The organism is Streptomyces luteolus (genome assembly GCF_029968015.1).
Classification (GTDB): Bacteria; Actinomycetota; Actinomycetes; order Streptomycetales; family Streptomycetaceae; genus Streptomyces; species Streptomyces luteolus.
In genome coordinates this window covers 113,644-128,812 of the sequence record NZ_JASCIS010000023.1, presented here as the reverse complement: position 1 = coordinate 128,812, position 15,169 = coordinate 113,644, and the positions used below count along the sequence as shown (strand labels likewise).

The 15,169-nt window shown below is 73.5% G+C and carries 12 protein-coding genes and 1 tRNA gene; 8 read left to right on the top strand and 5 right to left on the bottom strand.

The annotated features are described in order from the left end of the window. Window positions 1-178: 178 nt before the first annotated feature. Window positions 179-775 (bottom strand): histidine phosphatase family protein, encoded by a 597-nt coding sequence (locus QIT00_RS22890; protein ID WP_282537223.1) that lies wholly within the window; start codon window positions 773-775, stop codon window positions 179-181. A 240-nt stretch (window positions 776-1,015) separates the two neighbouring features. Here QIT00_RS22890 and QIT00_RS22885 point away from each other — a divergent pair, with 240 nt between their 5' ends. The 6 genes from QIT00_RS22885 to QIT00_RS22860 all read left to right on the top strand — a co-directional run bounded on the left by QIT00_RS22885 (window position 1,016) and on the right by QIT00_RS22860 (window position 6,821). After that, on the top strand, window positions 1,016-2,212 hold the full coding sequence (locus tag QIT00_RS22885; RefSeq protein WP_408909831.1) for a hypothetical protein: 1,197 nt from the start codon (window positions 1,016-1,018) through the stop codon (window positions 2,210-2,212). Between the two features lie 100 nt (window positions 2,213-2,312). Then, window positions 2,313-3,959, top strand: a complete 1,647-nt coding sequence (locus QIT00_RS22880; protein WP_282537222.1) for a hypothetical protein — start codon at window positions 2,313-2,315, stop codon at window positions 3,957-3,959. Continuing rightward, window positions 3,956-5,314, top strand: a complete 1,359-nt coding sequence (locus QIT00_RS22875) for an AAA domain-containing protein (RefSeq protein WP_282537221.1) — start codon at window positions 3,956-3,958, stop codon at window positions 5,312-5,314. The genes QIT00_RS22880 and QIT00_RS22875 overlap by 4 nt, the downstream gene beginning before the upstream one ends. Window positions 5,315-5,536: 222 nt before the next feature. Beyond that, entirely contained in the window at window positions 5,537-5,878 is a 342-nt protein-coding gene (locus QIT00_RS22870) for a hypothetical protein (RefSeq protein ID WP_282537220.1), read from the top strand. Between the two features lie 219 nt (window positions 5,879-6,097). Beyond that, the gene (locus QIT00_RS22865) at window positions 6,098-6,757 is read left to right on the top strand and encodes a bifunctional DNA primase/polymerase (RefSeq protein ID WP_282537219.1); all 660 of its coding nucleotides are present in this window, start codon (window positions 6,098-6,100) and stop codon (window positions 6,755-6,757) included. After that, window positions 6,748-6,821 (top strand) — tRNA-Lys (locus QIT00_RS22860). The genes QIT00_RS22865 and QIT00_RS22860 overlap by 10 nt, the downstream gene beginning before the upstream one ends. Before the next feature lie 329 nt (window positions 6,822-7,150). On the opposite strand, the gene QIT00_RS22855 is transcribed toward QIT00_RS22860, so the two are convergent. Then, window positions 7,151-8,404: a M6 family metalloprotease domain-containing protein gene (locus QIT00_RS22855; RefSeq protein WP_282537218.1), complete on the bottom strand. Its 1,254-nt coding sequence runs from the start codon at window positions 8,402-8,404 to the stop codon at window positions 7,151-7,153. 372 nt (window positions 8,405-8,776) lie between these two features. Between QIT00_RS22855 and QIT00_RS22850 the strand changes: the two genes are divergently transcribed. Beyond that, window positions 8,777-10,717 (top strand): putative bifunctional diguanylate cyclase/phosphodiesterase, encoded by a 1,941-nt coding sequence (locus QIT00_RS22850; RefSeq protein WP_408909830.1) that lies wholly within the window; start codon window positions 8,777-8,779, stop codon window positions 10,715-10,717. A gap of 17 nt (window positions 10,718-10,734) precedes the next feature. Here the strand turns inward: QIT00_RS22850 and QIT00_RS22845 are convergent, their stop codons facing one another. The 3 genes from QIT00_RS22845 to QIT00_RS22835 form a co-directional block, all read right to left on the bottom strand. Continuing rightward, complete coding sequence (locus QIT00_RS22845; RefSeq protein WP_282537216.1) at window positions 10,735-11,820, bottom strand: LLM class flavin-dependent oxidoreductase; 1,086 nt, start codon at window positions 11,818-11,820, stop codon at window positions 10,735-10,737. Between the two features lie 279 nt (window positions 11,821-12,099). Beyond that, a complete protein-coding gene (locus QIT00_RS22840; RefSeq protein WP_282537215.1) occupies window positions 12,100-12,837 on the bottom strand; it encodes a maleate cis-trans isomerase family protein in 738 nt (245 codons plus the stop codon). Between the two features lie 73 nt (window positions 12,838-12,910). Beyond that, window positions 12,911-13,813 (bottom strand): maleate cis-trans isomerase family protein, encoded by a 903-nt coding sequence (locus QIT00_RS22835; RefSeq protein ID WP_282537214.1) that lies wholly within the window; start codon window positions 13,811-13,813, stop codon window positions 12,911-12,913. A gap of 280 nt (window positions 13,814-14,093) precedes the next feature. Between QIT00_RS22835 and QIT00_RS22830 the strand changes: the two genes are divergently transcribed. Beyond that, window positions 14,094-15,056, top strand: coding sequence for a D-2-hydroxyacid dehydrogenase (locus QIT00_RS22830; RefSeq protein ID WP_282537213.1), 963 nt, complete (start codon window positions 14,094-14,096; stop codon window positions 15,054-15,056). Window positions 15,057-15,169 lie beyond the last annotated feature (113 nt).

Sequence of the window (15,169 nt, the reverse complement as noted above, 5' to 3'; positions counted from 1 at the left end):
TCCGGCGCTTGAGGAGCGGGGGTCCGGGGGCGGAGCCCCCGAAGCTCCGCAGGATTTCGGGAAGGGGCGGGGAGGGGACAAAATCCAGCCCGTCCGGCGATTGAGGACGAGCCCGGAGGGCGATCGACGGTGACCGAGTCGACGGTGCGGAACCGACCACGGAAGCCGCCCAACCCGCCTACCCCTCCAAGTGCCCCGTCTCGTTCCACGCCTCGATCGCCGGCTCCCCGTACGCCCACCCCAGAACCGAAAGCGACGTCGGGCTGAGGCGGATTCGGGCCCCGAAGCCCACGGGGAGGCCGAGCCAGCGGGCGCCGATGGAGCGCAGGATGTGGCCGTGCGCGAAGACCAGGACGTCTCGGTCGGCGGAGCGGGCCCACTCCACGACCTCGTCGGCGCGCGCCGCGACCTGGTCGAGGGTCTCGCCCTCCGGGACGCCGTCGCGCCAGAGCACCCAGCCGGGGCGGGTCGCGTGGATCTCGGCGGGGGTGAGGCCCTCGTAGGCGCCGTAGTCGACCTCCATGAGGGTGTCCCACTCCCGCGCGCGGTCGCCGAAGCCGGCGATGTCGCAGGTCTCCCGCGCGCGGACGAGCGGGCTCGTGCGCACCTCTACGTCGGGGAGGCCGCTCCAGGGCGCGCGGCGCAGCCGCTCACCGAGCAGCTTGGCGCCGCGCCTGCCCTCGTCGAGCAGCGGGATGTCCGTCCTGCCGGTGTGCTTCCCGGACAGCGACCACTCGGTCTGTCCGTGGCGGGCCAGCAGGATGCGCGGGGCCATGAGGGGTTCTCCAGGGTTCGGCGTACGGGCACAGCACGGACTTTTCCTGACAGGCCGCCCGGCTCTCTCCATCATCGCGCACCTGCCGTTTCCCCTCGAACGGGCCCGGACCCGGCGGGTTCGCGTACCGGCCCCGGCCCTGCTCGTCGACCTGGGTCCCGGGGGTCAAATCCCGCTTCCGTACGGGCTTGTCCGGGATGCGTTCCCCGGTTGTCAGTCCCGGGTGCGAGACTTCGGCAGGTGAGCGAATACCCCAACAGCGCGGTACCGACGGCAGCGGTACCGCCGACGGACCCGACGGCGCGGGCGGCGCCGCTGCGGCAGCGGCTCGCCGAGCTGCGCGGCCCCGCGGTCCGCGCCAAGGCGCTCGACGCCCGCGCGCTGGCCGCCCTCGCCGCCAACCCGGGCTGCCGCCGCCGCGCCCTGCTCGACGGCGCGGGCGTGGACAAGTCGGCGCTCGCCGAGGCACTCGGCTCGCCCTCCGGCTTCGGCCAGTCCCAGTTCGCCTTCGTGCGGGGCAACGCCTTCGAGGCGAAGGTGAAGGCGGACGGCGGCGCGGAGCTGCTCCGCCTGGTCCACGCCCACCTGGGCGGCGGCCCGGCGCCCGCGCCCTCGGACGGTGCCGAGACGGCCGCCGTGAGGTCCGAGGTGCACACCCCGGACCTCACGGCGGCCGGACCCGAGGGCCGCTCCGCGCGTACGGCTCTCGCCCTGCGCGAGGCCTCCGCCACGCGCGCGTGGACGCTGCTCGACCACCCGATGCTGGTGCTCGACGTCGCCGGTTCGCCCGCGTTCCTGGAGCCGGACGCGGTGGTGGTGCACCCCGACGGCCGCTGGACGGTCGTGGAGATCAAGTCCTTCCCGATGATCGACGGTGCGGCGGACCCCGCGAAGGTCGGCTCGGCCGCCCGCCAGGCCGCGGTGTACGCGCTCGCGCTGCAGCAGGTCGCCGCCCACCTCGACCCCGCTCCCCCGGTCGGCCACCAGGTCCTGCTCGTCTGCCCGAAGGACTTCTCCAACCAGCCGACGGCCGCCGCGGTGGACGTCCGCAAGCAACTCTCCGTGACCCGCCGCCAGTTGGGCCGCCTGACCCGGATCGAGGACATCGCGGCGGCCCTGCCCGAGGGCGTGACGTTCGACGTCGAGCGCTCTCCGGACGAGCTGGGCCGCGCCGTCGAGTCGGTGCCCGCGGCGTACGCACCGGAGTGCCTCGCCGCCTGCGAGCTGGCGTTCCACTGCCGCGACCGCTCCCGCGGCGAGGGCGAGGTGACCGTGCTCGGCCGTTCGGTCCGCGGCGACCTGGGCGCGCTCACCACGGTCGACGCGGTCCTCGCGGCCGCGCGCGGCGAGGCGGGCGATCCGGACGACCCGGCGGTGGCGGCCCTCCGCCGGGCGGCGGCGCTGCGCAGCCAGGCGCTGAAGGGGGTCCCGTGCTGACCGCACCCCGGGTCCGCAAGGAGGCTCGCAAGGAGCCGACCGCACCCCGCGCGCGTACGACCGGATCCGCACCCCGCGCGCGTACGGAAGGGCGAGACGCATGTCGCTGATCCACACCCTGGCCCGGATGGAGGCCGTCGAGTCGGGCCACGCCCAACCGCTCGCCACCGTCCGGCACCGCCATCTCGCCGCCCGCCCCCTGGTGTTCGTGCCGCTCACCACCGCGGGCGAGGCGGGCGCGCCCCTCGGTGCCCTGGTGGGCGCGGACCGCGACCGGCCCCGGCTGCTCTGCGTGCCGCAGCCCCGCGACCGCGACCTGCGCTTCGCGTTCCTGGCCGACCTCGCCGAGGAACTCCTGCCGTACGTCGACTCGTTCGCCGACGCCACCGAGCCCGCCGAGCGCACCGAGACCGACCCGGAGACCGGCAAGCGCGTCAAGGTCGAGACCGAACTGTGCGCGGACGCACCGCAGTTGATCCTGCCGAGCCGCGCGGGCATCGAGTTCGTACGGCTCCTCGGGCGCTCCATGCGGTTCCGGCGTACGGCCGAGCAGGACCCGGACAGCCCGTACCCGGCGCCCCCGCGCGTGCCGCTGCTCGGGCGCTGGCTGACGCACTTCGCGGAGCGGGCGCGCGTGCCGGGCTCGACGCTGATCGCCGCGATGACGGAGCTGCTCTCCCGCCACTGGGCGACGGGCCAGTCCAGCCTGGAGGACCAGCACCTGGGCGCACTCCTCGCCTGGATCGACCCGGCCGCCGACGGCTCGGGCGGTGGCGGCTCGGGCGGTGGCGGCTCGGGCGGTGGCGGCTCGGACGGTGGCGGCTCGGGCGCCGCGGCCGCGCTGCGCGCCGAGACCGCGCGGGACGCCGCCGGCCAGCTGCTCTGCCCACCGGCGGGCCCCGCCACCGACCCGGCGTTCGACAACAGACTCCTCGCCCCGGCGATCGAGCGGTTCGACCGGGCGCGCTCCGCGCTGTCCGCCGCGGAGGACGGCCCGTCAGCCGACCGCCACCTGGCCGAACTCACCGCCGCGGAGCGCGAGATCGCCACCCTGGTCGAGAGCCGTACGCGCCCCACCTGGGACGCCGTCTGGCGCGGCCTCGACGTGCTCGCCGCCCTGCCGGAGGGCGAGCGCGCCGCCGAGCGCTGGACCAGGGACCGCTGGTCGTACACCGGCCACCGCGACCGCGTCCTCGCCGGCGAACCCCCGCAGCCCCGCCTGGACGACGCGGTCACGGCGGCCAACAAGCTGGCCACGCGCGAGACCGCCCAGGCCCGCCTCGAAGCCCAGGAGGCGCTCGACGACCCGCTGGTGATGGCGGGCCGGAGGCTGTCCGGCGAGGCCTTCGGCGGCGAGGTCACCGAGGTCGTGATGGCGTACACCGACAGCAAGCGCCCGAGCCCGCGCCCCCTGGTCACGCTGCGCACGGACGACAGCCCGCACCTCGCCGAGCGCGCGAAGGTCTACCGCACGCTGGCGGGCAAACCGCAGAGCGCCCAGTTCGTGGGGTACGACGAGGAGGGCGCGGTGGTCCTGCGCGTCCTGGACAAGATGGGCCGCGGCAAGGAGCCCGACGAAGGCTCCGTGCCGGTCAAGGGCGACCGGATCGTCTGGACGCTCTTCGAGCACGCGCCGCGCGGCGGCCCGTCGCTCCCCGACCCCGAGGACACCCCCTGGACCCATGGCGGCCCGCCGGGCGAGGGCGCCGAGGCCCCCGATCCGGTGACCCCGGAGGACGTGCTGTGACCCGTATCCCTGAGCGCGATTCGGGCGCCGCCTTCGACCCGTCCGCCGAGGCCGCCCGCGCGACCGCGGCGATCCTCCACGACACGCTGCACGGCGAGGCCCGCGGCGTCGTCGTGGACTCGCCCCCGGGCGCGGGCAAGTCCACGCTCGTGGTCAACGCCGCGCTCGAACTGGCCGCGGCGGGCCGCCCGTTGATGGTGGTCGCGCAGACCAACGCCCAGGTGGACGACCTGGTCCTGCGCCTCGCCGAGAAGGAACCGGGCCTCCCGGTGGGCCGCCTGCACAGCAGCGACGCCGACCCGTACGACAAGGCGCTGGACGAGCTGGAGCACGTACGCAAGTCGACCAAGGCCGCCGATCTGGCTGGGCTCGACGTGGTGGTCTCCACCGCCGCGAAGTGGGCGCACGTCAAGAACGTCGAGCCCTGGCGGCACGCCATCGTGGACGAGGCGTACCAGATGCGGTCGGACGCGCTGCTCGCCGTGGCCGGTCTCTTCGAGCGGGCGCTGTTCGTGGGGGACCCGGGCCAGCTCGACCCGTTCTCGATCGTCGGCAGCGAGCAGTGGGCCGGTCTCTCGTACGACCCGTCGGCGAGCGCGGTGTCCACGCTGCTCGCGCACAACCCGCAGCTGCCGCAGCACCGCCTTCCGGTGTCCTGGCGGCTGCCCGCCTCGGCCGCGCCGCTGGTCAGCGACGCGTTCTATCCGTACACCCGGTTCCGCTCCGGCACGGACCACGGGGACCGGAGCCTGTCGTTCGGGGTCCCGTCGGACGGCAGCGGCCCCGACCGCGTACTCGACGAGGCGGCGGCCTCCGGCTGGGGCCTGCTCGAACTGCCCGCGCGGCGCACTCCGCGTACGGACCCGGAAGCCGTGCGGGCGGTCGCCGAGGTCGTCCGCCGCCTCCTGGACCGGGGCGGCGCCACGGTCAGCGAGCGCTCCCCCGACCCGGCGCCGCTCACCGCCGACCGCATCGCCGTCGGCACAGCGCACCGCGACCAGGCCGCGGCGGTCCGCGCCGCCCTGGCCGAACTGGCGGTCACAGGCGTCACGGTGGACACCGCCAACCGCCTCCAGGGCCGGGAGTACGACGTGACGGTCGTCCTGCACCCGCTCTCCGGCCGCCCCGACGCCACCGCGTTCCACTTGGAGACGGGCCGCCTCTGCGTGCTCGCCTCCCGGCACCGGCAGGCCTGCGTCGTGGTGTGCCGCGCGGGCGTCACCGAGCTCCTGGACGAGCATCCGTCCACCGAACCCGTGCAGCTGGGCGTCACGGTGAAGTTCCCGGACGGCTGGGAGGCCAACCACGCGGTCCTCTCCCACCTGGCCGAACACCGGGTGACCTGGCAACCGTGACCGGCACCCCGGCACCCCGGCACCCGCCCACGTCAGTGGGAGGCCAACCACGCGGCCCTCTCCCACCTGGCCGGACACCGGGTGCCGTACCGCGCCCAGGCCACCCCCGGAGCACGCCTGCGCGAGCCGTTCGGACGAGGCGGTCTTGCGGACGGCTGGACAATGGAAGACGGCCCGGCGAAACCGCCCGGACCGAAGCACACGTACGCACAGGAGGCAGGCATGGCGGAGCCCGAGCGGGTACAGCCGCGGCTGCGACCGGCACCGCTGCTGTTCGAGCCGACGGAGGCCGCCGCCGACCCGGAGCACTTCTTCGACCTCGAATCGATGGAGGACCCCCGCGAACTTCTCGCGCGGGCGACGGAGCTGACGCTCGCCTTCCGCACGGCCACCGACCGCTCGGTGGAGTTCCAGGCGATCGCGGCGGCCCAGCTCGCCGACCCCCGCCGTTTCGACCGGCTGACGATGGCGGCGATCGCCGAACGCGCGGACTGGACCGAGGACTACGCGAAGAAGATGGTCGAGTTCGGCCGGGAGCTGATGCGCTCCGGCGCTGAGCGCTGAGACCTGAGCGCGCAGAGCCCTGAGCACTGAGCGCGCTGAGCCCCGAGCGGCTGGTCCCTTATGTATGCCCGGCCGTAGGCCGAGTCGTCCACAGGCCAGGCCACCCCACAAGCCCAACTGGCATATGCCGCCGGGCAAGATACTCCATACCGCCCCGACCTGTCCCCGTTTCCGGCAACCCACCGAAATGGAACAGTCGCTCCCGGTAGATGTTGGGTCATGAGCGCACGGCAGAGCCACCTCAGCGAACCCACCCCCGCGACGACCGCCACGGCCGCGAGCACCCCGGCCCAGGCGCCGTTGCTCGACCACGCCGCGCTGGTCACCGTCGACGGCGCGAGCTGGCTCGCCTCGGCGTCGGCGTACCCGCGCAGCACCCTCGCGCTCTGGGGGTCCCGCCCGCACGCCCCGGTCGTCCTGCCCTGCGGCTCCGCCTTCGACGTGGTGAGCGTGCCCGCCGTCTTCGGGCGCCGGATGCTCGACCGGCTCTGGGACGAGGGCCCCGGGTCGGGCCCGGTCGCCGCGCACCGCGGCCGGATGCTGATCTTCGCCGCCCCCGGCACCGCGCAGCGCCTGCCGTCGCTGCTCGCCTGGGAGGAGTGGAGCCCCGCCGTGCCCGCCCCGCTCTGTCACGGCACCGGCGACGCCGTGACCGTCCCGCCGCTCGCCCCGCCCGACGAGACCGCCCCCGCGGAACGCCTCGGCTCCCGCTGGCTGGTCGCCCCCGACACCCGCGATCCGTGGCTCCCGGGACCCGAGGCGCTGCTCTGGGCGAGCGTCCGCGTGGCCCGCGCGATGGCCGGTGCAGCGGTCCGCATATCGATTTTTCCTCCCGCCGACCAGGATGCTAGGGTCTACGACGTCAGCAGGCGCCGCTAGCTCAGTTGGTTAGAGCAGCTGACTCTTAATCAGCGGGTCCGGGGTTCGAGTCCCTGGCGGCGCACAGACAGACAAGGCCCTTCGCTCCGGCGGAGGGCCTTCGTCATACTCCTGAATCTTGCGGCACCCAACAGACGGCTGGGGGTCCGGGGGTTACCCCCCGGATGAACGCAGCATCAGCGGGTCCGGGGTTCGAGTCCCTGGCGGCGCACGTTGTCGTTGGCGGGTCATCTTCGCAGAAAGCGCGAAGATGACCCGCCAACGTCGTTATTGCGCAGCTTCGCCGCGCGAGTGGGGGCTCCGCCACCCACACCCCCTCCACGACGGGACGCCGCCGTGAAGGCCCCGGAACCCCGTGCCACCGCAACCGCAACCGCAACCGCACCGGTGAGCCTACGTCGTGATCTTCACCGTCCAAGCCCCCGACCGCGACCGGTTCAGGACCTCCACGCCCAGCGACTCCCCGGGCACCGTGAAGCGCTCCCCCAGCTTCACCGGGGCGTCCGCGAGCGGCGGGTAGACCGAGTCCTCCCAGCAGGCCTGCGTGTCGGGGTGGGCGTCGATCACCTCGACCGGGCCCGCGCCGGAGGCCGGCTCGTTGCGGACGCGGTAGAGCAGTACGCCCTCGGTGCACGTCGTCCGGTCGTTGCCGGTGGAGCTGCGGGCCTCGATGGCGATCACCGAGTCCCGGCCCGTACGGACGACCGCGAGGCGGGTGCCGCCGGTGCGGCCCTCGGGTACGGCCGCCGCCAGCGGTTCCAGGGTGACCAGGCGGTCGTCGTCGCCCTGCACGCAGCGCACCTGCTCCGGGTCGAGCCAGCCGAGCTTCCACTTGTGCCAGCCGAACAGATCCGGCGCGAGGCCGAACTGGCTGCCCATCACGTCCCAGTCGCCGACGTACGTGTCCCAGTCGCCCTTGCCGTCCGTGGGCCGGTGATAGAGGTCCGGCAGGTCGAAGACGTGGCCGGTCTCGTGGGCGAGGACGTGCCGGTCCGGCGGGTGCTGCTCGAAGACGGTGACGACGCGGCGGATGTCGGTGTCGTCGGCGCGCAGCGGCCGGTCGAAGTTGACGACCTTCGTGGCGTCCGAGTCGACGCCGGGCGCGTCCGGGTCGGCGACGAAGTAGACGATGTCGTACTTGCCGAAGTCCACCTTCGGGTCGGCGGCGGCGAGGGCGTCGCGGAGGTAGGCCCTGCGGTGGCCGGGGTCCCAGTCGCGCTCTATGGCGTACGCGTCGGAGCTGTGCGGCATCTCGGTCCACTGCCGCTGCGGGTGCGCGTTCAGGCTGAAGCGGCCGTACGAGGCGCGCTCGAAGAAGCGGCTCGTGGCCGGAAAGTGGTCGGCGGCCAGCTCCTCGGGGTCGAGGCTGGGCCGGTGGTCCGGGAAGGACAGGAAGACCATGACGGCGTCGAGCTCGCGCTCGGGCTTGGGGTAGGCGGTGTTCCAGGTGTCCAGGCCCTCCGAGTGGTGCGCCGGGGTGCGCTCCAGGGCGCAGGGGTCCGCGGACGGTTCTGCGCTCGCGGGGCCCGCCACCAGGGAGGTCGCGGCGAGTGCCGCGAGCGAGGTGAGGACGGCCGCGACGCTGCGCGCGCGGGGCGAGGGCCCCCCTTCACGAGGGTGACCCCCGAGGGGGTGCTGACGCGGCACGTCGACCTCCGGGTGGGACGGCGGTACACCCCACCCACCCTGCGACGTTTTATTACACTTCGCCCTGTTTCAGTGCACCGGTCGAGTGAGTGGGCTCTCCGGAGGGCGCTCACAGACAGTCACGATGCGTGAGCGAGCGCGCCAGGGAAACAGTCGACTCACGTCAGCGGATGTCAGAGCCGGACCGGTCCGGACAGAAACGATCAGACGTCAACGGGCCTACCCCGCAAGGGAATCCGGAACATCCCCCGCCGGACCACTCGGTACCGTGGCGGAGCTGGATCGACGCTCCGACCAGCCTCTATGATCGGCACACTTTCCGGCCGACCGACCAGACCTGTACCAGAACCAACTGCCCTGCGGGAGCGAGCGGTGAGCGGAACGTCCGAAGGGCCGGCGACCACGGCGACGGCGGCCACCCGAGCCGCGCAGCCGACCGGCGCACCCCCTCAGACCGTGACAGCACCTCAAAGCGTCACGGAGCGTAACTCCCCGACGGCTTCCGGCCACCCCGCACCGCAAAAGCAACCGCAACCGCCACCGCCACCGCCACCGCCACCGCCACCGCCACCGTCCGAAGGACACCGCACCGACGCCGAGCTGCGCGACTACCGGGCCGCCTTCAACGCCGCCCACCTCGCCCTCGCCGTCGTCGACCGCGAGGGCCTGGTCAGCCGGGCCAACGACGCGCTCGGCGCCCTGGTCGGCACCCCGGCCCACGAGCTCACCGGCCAGGTCGCCGCCGACCTGGTGGACCTCGCCTCAGACGCCCGTACGTGGCACACGTACCGCGAAGTGCTGCGCGGGCGGCAGGCCAGGCTGCGCTGCACCCGGCGCCTGAAGCACCCCGAGGGGCACTCGCTGTGGGCGCAGGTCACCGTGTCGCCGATGCCGGACAGCGGCGGAGTGCTGCTCGCGGTTGCCGACGTCAGCGCGCGCCGCGAACTGCAGGCGCGGCTGCGGCACGTGACGATGCACGACCCGGTGACGCGGCTGCCCAACCGCACCCTGTTCTTCGAGCGGCTCGCGGCGGCGCTGGAGGCGGCCGCGTACGAGGAGAGCGGTACCGGTCGGATCGGGCTCTGCTATCTGGACCTCGACGGGTTCAAGGCGGTCAACGACACCCTCGGGCACCGCACCGGCGACCGGCTGCTCGCCGCCGTGGCCGAACGCCTCACGCGCTGCGCGGACCGGGTCGCGTACGGCAGGAGCGGGGCGCCGCTCGTGGCCCGGCTCGGCGGGGACGAGTTCGCGCTGCTCGTGGAGGACTCGACCGGCACGGACCAGGTAGCCGACCTCGCCGAGCAGGTGCTGCACGCGCTGCAGCGGCCGTTCGACCTGTCGGGCCAGCGGCTCTCGCTCTCCGCGTCCATCGGGGTCGTCGAGCGGCGCGCGGCGGGCACGGGGGCGACAGCTCTGATGCAGGCCGCCGACACGACGTTGTACTGGGCGAAGGAGGACGGCAAGGCCCGCTGGACGCTCTTCGACCCGGAGCGCAACGCGCACCGCATGACCCGCCAGGCCCTGTCCTCCACGCTGCGCCCGGCCGTCGACCGGGATGAATTCGCCCTGGAGTACCAGCCGTTGGTGGGGCTCGCGGACGGGGCGCTGCGCGGGGTCGAGGCGCTGGTGCGCTGGCACCACCCGCAGTTCGGCACGCTGCCGCCGAATCGGTTCATCGCACTGGCCGAGGAGGACGGCTCGATCGTGCAGCTCGGGCGCTGGGTCCTGCGCACCGCCTGCCGGCAGGCCAGGCGCTGGCAGCTGGAGCGCCCCGACCTGCCGCCCGTCTTCGTCAGCGTCAACGTCGCGGTGCGCCAGGTCTGGGACTCCGACCTGGTCGCCGATGTCGCCCAGATCCTCGATGAGACCGGGCTCGCCCCCGGACTCCTGCAGTTGGAGCTCACCGAGTCCGCCGTGATGGGCTCGGCCGGACGCCCGCTGCAGGCCCTTCAGGAGCTCAGCGACATGGGCGTGCACATCGCCATCGACGACTTCGGCACCGGCTACTCCAACCTCGCCTATCTAAGCCGGCTCCCCGTCTCCGTACTGAAGCTGGACGGTTCGTTCGTCCGCGGTTTCCAGTACGAGACGGGCGACGGGCGCGGGCACGCGAACCCCGCCGACGAGACCATCGTCGAGGCGCTCGTGCAGCTCGCCCACAAGCTGGGGCTCACCGTGACCGCGGAGTGTGTGGAGACCGCCGAGCAGGCGGCGCGGCTTCGGCGGATCGGCTGCGACACGGGGCAGGGCTGGCTCTACTCCCGCGCGGTGGCACCGGACCGGATCGCGGCGCTGCGCGCGGGAGCGTAGGGGCCGCCCCCAGTCCGCTACAGCTTCGGCAACCGGTAGGCGTCCGCGATGAGTTCGTAACTGCGCACGCGGGCTGCGCCGCCGTGGGCGTTGGCGGTGAGCATCAGCTCGTCGGCGCCGGTGCGCTTCCGCAGGTCGTCCAGGCCGGTGCGGACCTCGTCCGGCGTTCCGTGCACGACGTTCTTCAGCCAGCCGTCGACGAACTCCCGCTCCATCGGGCTGTAGTCGTACGCCTCCGCCTCCTCGGGCGTCGGCACGAGGCCGGGCCGGCCGGTGCGCAGGCGGACCATCGACAGCGCGCCGGTGAGCACCTGCCTGCGGGCCTCCCGCTCGTCGTCGGCGGCGAGCGCGGCGACCCCGATGAGGGCGTACGGGGCGGAGAGTACGGCGGAGGGCCGGAAGGACTCGCGGTAGAGGTCGAGCGCGGGCACCGTGTTCTGCGCCGAGAAGTGGTGCGCGAAGGCGAAGGGCAGGCCGAGCATTCCGGCCAGGCGGGCGCTGAACCCGGAGGAGCCGAGCAGCCAGATGGCGGGGCGGTCCGTGGACTGCACTCCGCCGGGCGAGGTGGCCTGCACGGGGCCGGGGACCGCGTGGATCCGGGCGTACGGGTGCCCCTCGGGGAAGTCGTCGTCCAGGAACCGGGTCAACTCGGCGAGCTGATCGGGGAAGTCGTCGGCGCCCTCGTTCAGCCTGTCGGTGCGGCGCAGGGCGGCGGCGGTGGCGCCGTCGGTGCCGGGTGCCCTGCCGAGGCCCAGGTCCACGCGGCCCGGGGCGAGCGCCTCCAGGGTGCCGAACTGTTCGGCGATCACCAGCGGGGCGTGGTTGGGCAGCATCACGCCGCCCGAGCCGAGGCGGATGCGGCTGGTGTGGGCGGCGAGATGGGCGAGGATCACGGCGGGGCTGCTGGACGCGACGCCGGGCATGGAGTGGTGTTCGGCGACCCAGTAGCGGTGGAAGCCGCGGCTCTCGGCGAGACGGGCGATGTCTGCTCCGGTGCGGAGGGCGTCGGTGGCGGTGTGGCCTGCGCCGACTGTGGCCAGATCGAGTACGGAGAGGGGTACGGGGGCCTCCCCCTGCGGGGTGCCGTGGATTCCCGTGGTCACCGGAGTGCCTCCTGCGTTGCGTACGTACGTGGGTGTGCACCCGGAGCTAACAGGAGTCGGCCTCCGCTTTATTCCCCCATCCCGCCCCTTCCCGAAAGCCTGCGGCGCTTCGGGGGCTCCGCCCCCGGACCCCCGCTCCTCAAACGCCGGAGGGGCTGATTTTGCCCCGGAGGGGCGGGTTCTTAAGGGGCGCGGGGCTGTGACATTGGCGGCTCCGCCGCGGGGCGCGACCAGCCACGACGGCGGGTCAGTCGAAGGGGGAGCGACTGCCCGCAGGGGCTAGCCGGGCATCTGCACGATCGGCTCCCGCGTGAACAGCGCCCCCAGAGCCGGGGCGTTCACCCTGCGGTCCGCCAGGCGGAGGCCCTCCCAGACCGTGACCTGGTTGGCCGTCAGGACCGGCTTGCCCAGTTCCTTCTCCAGGTCGCGGACGTGGGCCGCGGTGTGCAGGGCCGTGTCCGGGAGGAGGACCGCCCCGGCGTCGGGGTGGTCGCCCGCGCGGGCGAGGGCGAGGACCTCCGCGTACCCCCAAGTGCCCACCTCCGCGGCCGTGATGATGCCGCTGCCGCGCATCGCGACGACCTCGATGCCGGCCGCCCGCAGGAAGGAGACGAAGTGCTCGGCCACGTCCTCCGGGTACGTCGCCGCGATCGCGACGCGCTCCGCGCCGATCTCGCGGGCCGCGTGGGCGAAGGCGAAGGACGTGCTGGACGCGGGCAGGCCCGCGGACTTGGCCAGGTCCCTGACCTGCTCGTGCGCGCCGTCCCAGCCGAAGACGAAGCTGCCGGAGGTGCAGGCCCACACCACCGCCTCCGCGCCGGAGAGCCGCAGCTCCTCGACGCTCGCCGCGAGCCGTTCGGGGGCGCCCATGCGCAGGAGCGCGTCGACCCGGTGGGCGTCCTCGCCGATGTCGGTGTGGATCACGGCGAGGCGGATGTCACTGCCAAGCAGCTGCTCCATGCGCGGGTAGTCGTCCTCGGCGGAGTGTCCCGGGTAGAGGAATCCGAGTGCGGTCATCGCTTGCGTCCTCCGTGCTGCTCGGTGTGCGAGTGGTGCCGGCGCCGGGCACGGGTACCCGGCGCCCGGCACGTCACTCGGCGCCCGGGAATTCCGGGAACACCGGCGGCTCCGGGAACACCGGGGGCTCCGCGAAGCCCGGCGGTTCCGACAGCTGCTGCTCGGGGGCCACACCGGCCGGCGCCGGGGCGTCCGGCCTCGGCGCGTCGGCGAGCGGTACCTCCGCCCGCACCGTGCGCCGCGCCGACTCGTCGATCAGCGTCTGGTACGGCCCCACCGCACTGGTACCCAGTCGGCGCAGCGCGGCCCACATCGTGACCTGGTTGGCCGAGATGACCGGCATCCTCAGCTCGGCCTCCAGCTGCGGGATCACGTCGTACGTGGGCAGGTTGGTGCAGCTGATGAAGAGGGCGTCGACCTCGCGCGGGACCGCGTACCGGGCCATCTCGACGATGTCGCGGTAGGCCACCTTCCAGATGTGCCGGGTCAGGCCGAGCCCGGTCTGGCCGGCGACGGTGATGCCCGCCTCGGCGAGATAGTCCTCAAGCGCCTGGGTCACCGAGGCCGTGTACGGGGTGACCAGGGCGATGCGCCGCGCGTCCAGCTCGGCGAGCGCCTCGAGCAGGGCACCGGAGGTGGTGAGCGCCGGGACCCCTCCGGCCGTCTCCATCGCCGCGCTCATGGTGCGCTCGCCGGCGATGCCGTCGACGAAGCTGCCGGACGTGCAGGCGTACGCGAGTACCTCGGGTTCGGCGGCGCTCAGCGCGTGCACCGCCGCGTGCAGCGTCTGATGCTCGCTCACCAGGCGCGCGAGGTCGAGGCTCACCTCCACCGGGACATACGGAGTCCGGGTCAGGTGCAGGGACACCTCGTCGGGAACCCAGCGCCAGAGCTCCCGGTCGAGGGCGAAGTCAAAAGGGGCGACGATGCCGATGCCACGTTGCGGGTGGGGACCACCCAGGAAGGAGACGTCCATGACAGGCCCTGTTTCTGCGAAGGCGCGAAGGCGGCAAAAGATGATGGAGGGCCGGCCGGGGGCCGGGAATGTGGAGCGATGAGGTCCGGCGCTCGCCGGGACGTCGGGACAGATGACGAGCAGACCCGATGGGTCACGAGGGGCGTGGATAACTGCCCTTGTTGACGAAGGTAGGTTCCGGTGCCAGCGTGGTCAATCCGCGCATCTCCGACGCACGGGCCGCGTGTCGGCCGACCTCCTCAAGGGAAGCGGAAACGCATTGCCGAACGGTTTCGCCGCGATGTCCGAACCGGCCCTTTCCGAGCCGACCCTCCTCGTCCTCGACGCGGATCCGCCGCCGCGCCTCGGCCGCCTGACCGGGCGCGCCCGGATCCTGCACGCGGACGAGTCGACCCTCGCCGAGCGGCTCCCTCTCGCCGACGTGCTGCTCGTCTGGGACTTCAGCTCCCACGCCGTACGGCACGCCTGGCCGGGCGAGGGCCCGCGGCCGCGCTGGGTGCACACCGCGAGCGCGGGCGCCGACCACCTGCTCTGCCCCGAACTGGTCGAGTCGGACACCGTCGTCACCAACGCGCGGGGCGTCTTCGACCAGCCGATCGCCGAGTACGTGGCGGGGCTCGTGCTCTCCTTCGCCAAGCAGCTGCCGCGCACCTGGGAGCTGCAGCGCGAGCACGTCTGGCAGCACCGGGAGACCCAGCGGGTCGGCGGCACGCGCGCGTGCGTGGTCGGTTCGGGGCCGATCGGGCAGGCGATCGCCAGGACGCTGAAGGCCCTCGGCCTGCGGGTGGCCCTCGTCGGCCGGACCGCGCGCTCCGGTGTGCACGGCCAGGACGAGCTCGACCGGCTGCTCGCCCGCGCCGACTGGGTGGTGTCGGTGGCACCGCTGACCGACGAGACCCGCGGCATGTTCGACGCGCGGCGCTTCGGCGTCATGCAGCCCTCGGCGCGCTTCATCAACGTGGGGCGCGGACAGCTCGTCGTCGAGGCAGACCTGGTGGCCGCGGTCCGCAAGCGGTGGATCGCGGGCGCCGCGCTCGACGTCTTCGAGGAGGAGCCGCTGCCCGCCGACAGCCCGCTGTGGGACCTGCCGGAGGTCATGGTCTCGCCGCACATGAGCGGTGACGTGGTCGGCTGGCGGGACGAACTCGGCGAGCAGTTCGTGGAGTTGTACGAGCAGTGGGCCGCCGGAAAGCCGCTCCCGAACGTGCTCGACAAGCAGCGCGGGTACGTCCCCGGACACTGACCGCCCACGTCCCGGACCTGCGTGAGAACGGCCGGAGTCCGGGCAACACGGACGGAGCAGAGCCACTCGGCCGACCAGCGCAACGGAAGCAGTCCGTCCAGGTCAAGGACTGA

Coding starts and splice junctions, on each gene's coding strand:
- QIT00_RS22890 (WP_282537223.1), bottom strand. CDS start 775: ATGGCCCCGCGCATCCTGCTGGCCCGCCACGGACAGACCGAGTGGTCG.
- QIT00_RS22880 (WP_282537222.1), top strand. CDS start 2,313: ATGTCGCTGATCCACACCCTGGCCCGGATGGAGGCCGTCGAGTCGGGC.
- QIT00_RS22870 (WP_282537220.1), top strand. CDS start 5,537: ATGGCGGAGCCCGAGCGGGTACAGCCGCGGCTGCGACCGGCACCGCTG.
- QIT00_RS22865 (WP_282537219.1), top strand. CDS start 6,098: ATGAGCGCACGGCAGAGCCACCTCAGCGAACCCACCCCCGCGACGACC.
- QIT00_RS22840 (WP_282537215.1), bottom strand. CDS start 12,837: ATGACCGCACTCGGATTCCTCTACCCGGGACACTCCGCCGAGGACGAC.
- QIT00_RS22835 (WP_282537214.1), bottom strand. CDS start 13,813: ATGGACGTCTCCTTCCTGGGTGGTCCCCACCCGCAACGTGGCATCGGC.
- QIT00_RS22830 (WP_282537213.1), top strand. CDS start 14,094: ATGTCCGAACCGGCCCTTTCCGAGCCGACCCTCCTCGTCCTCGACGCG.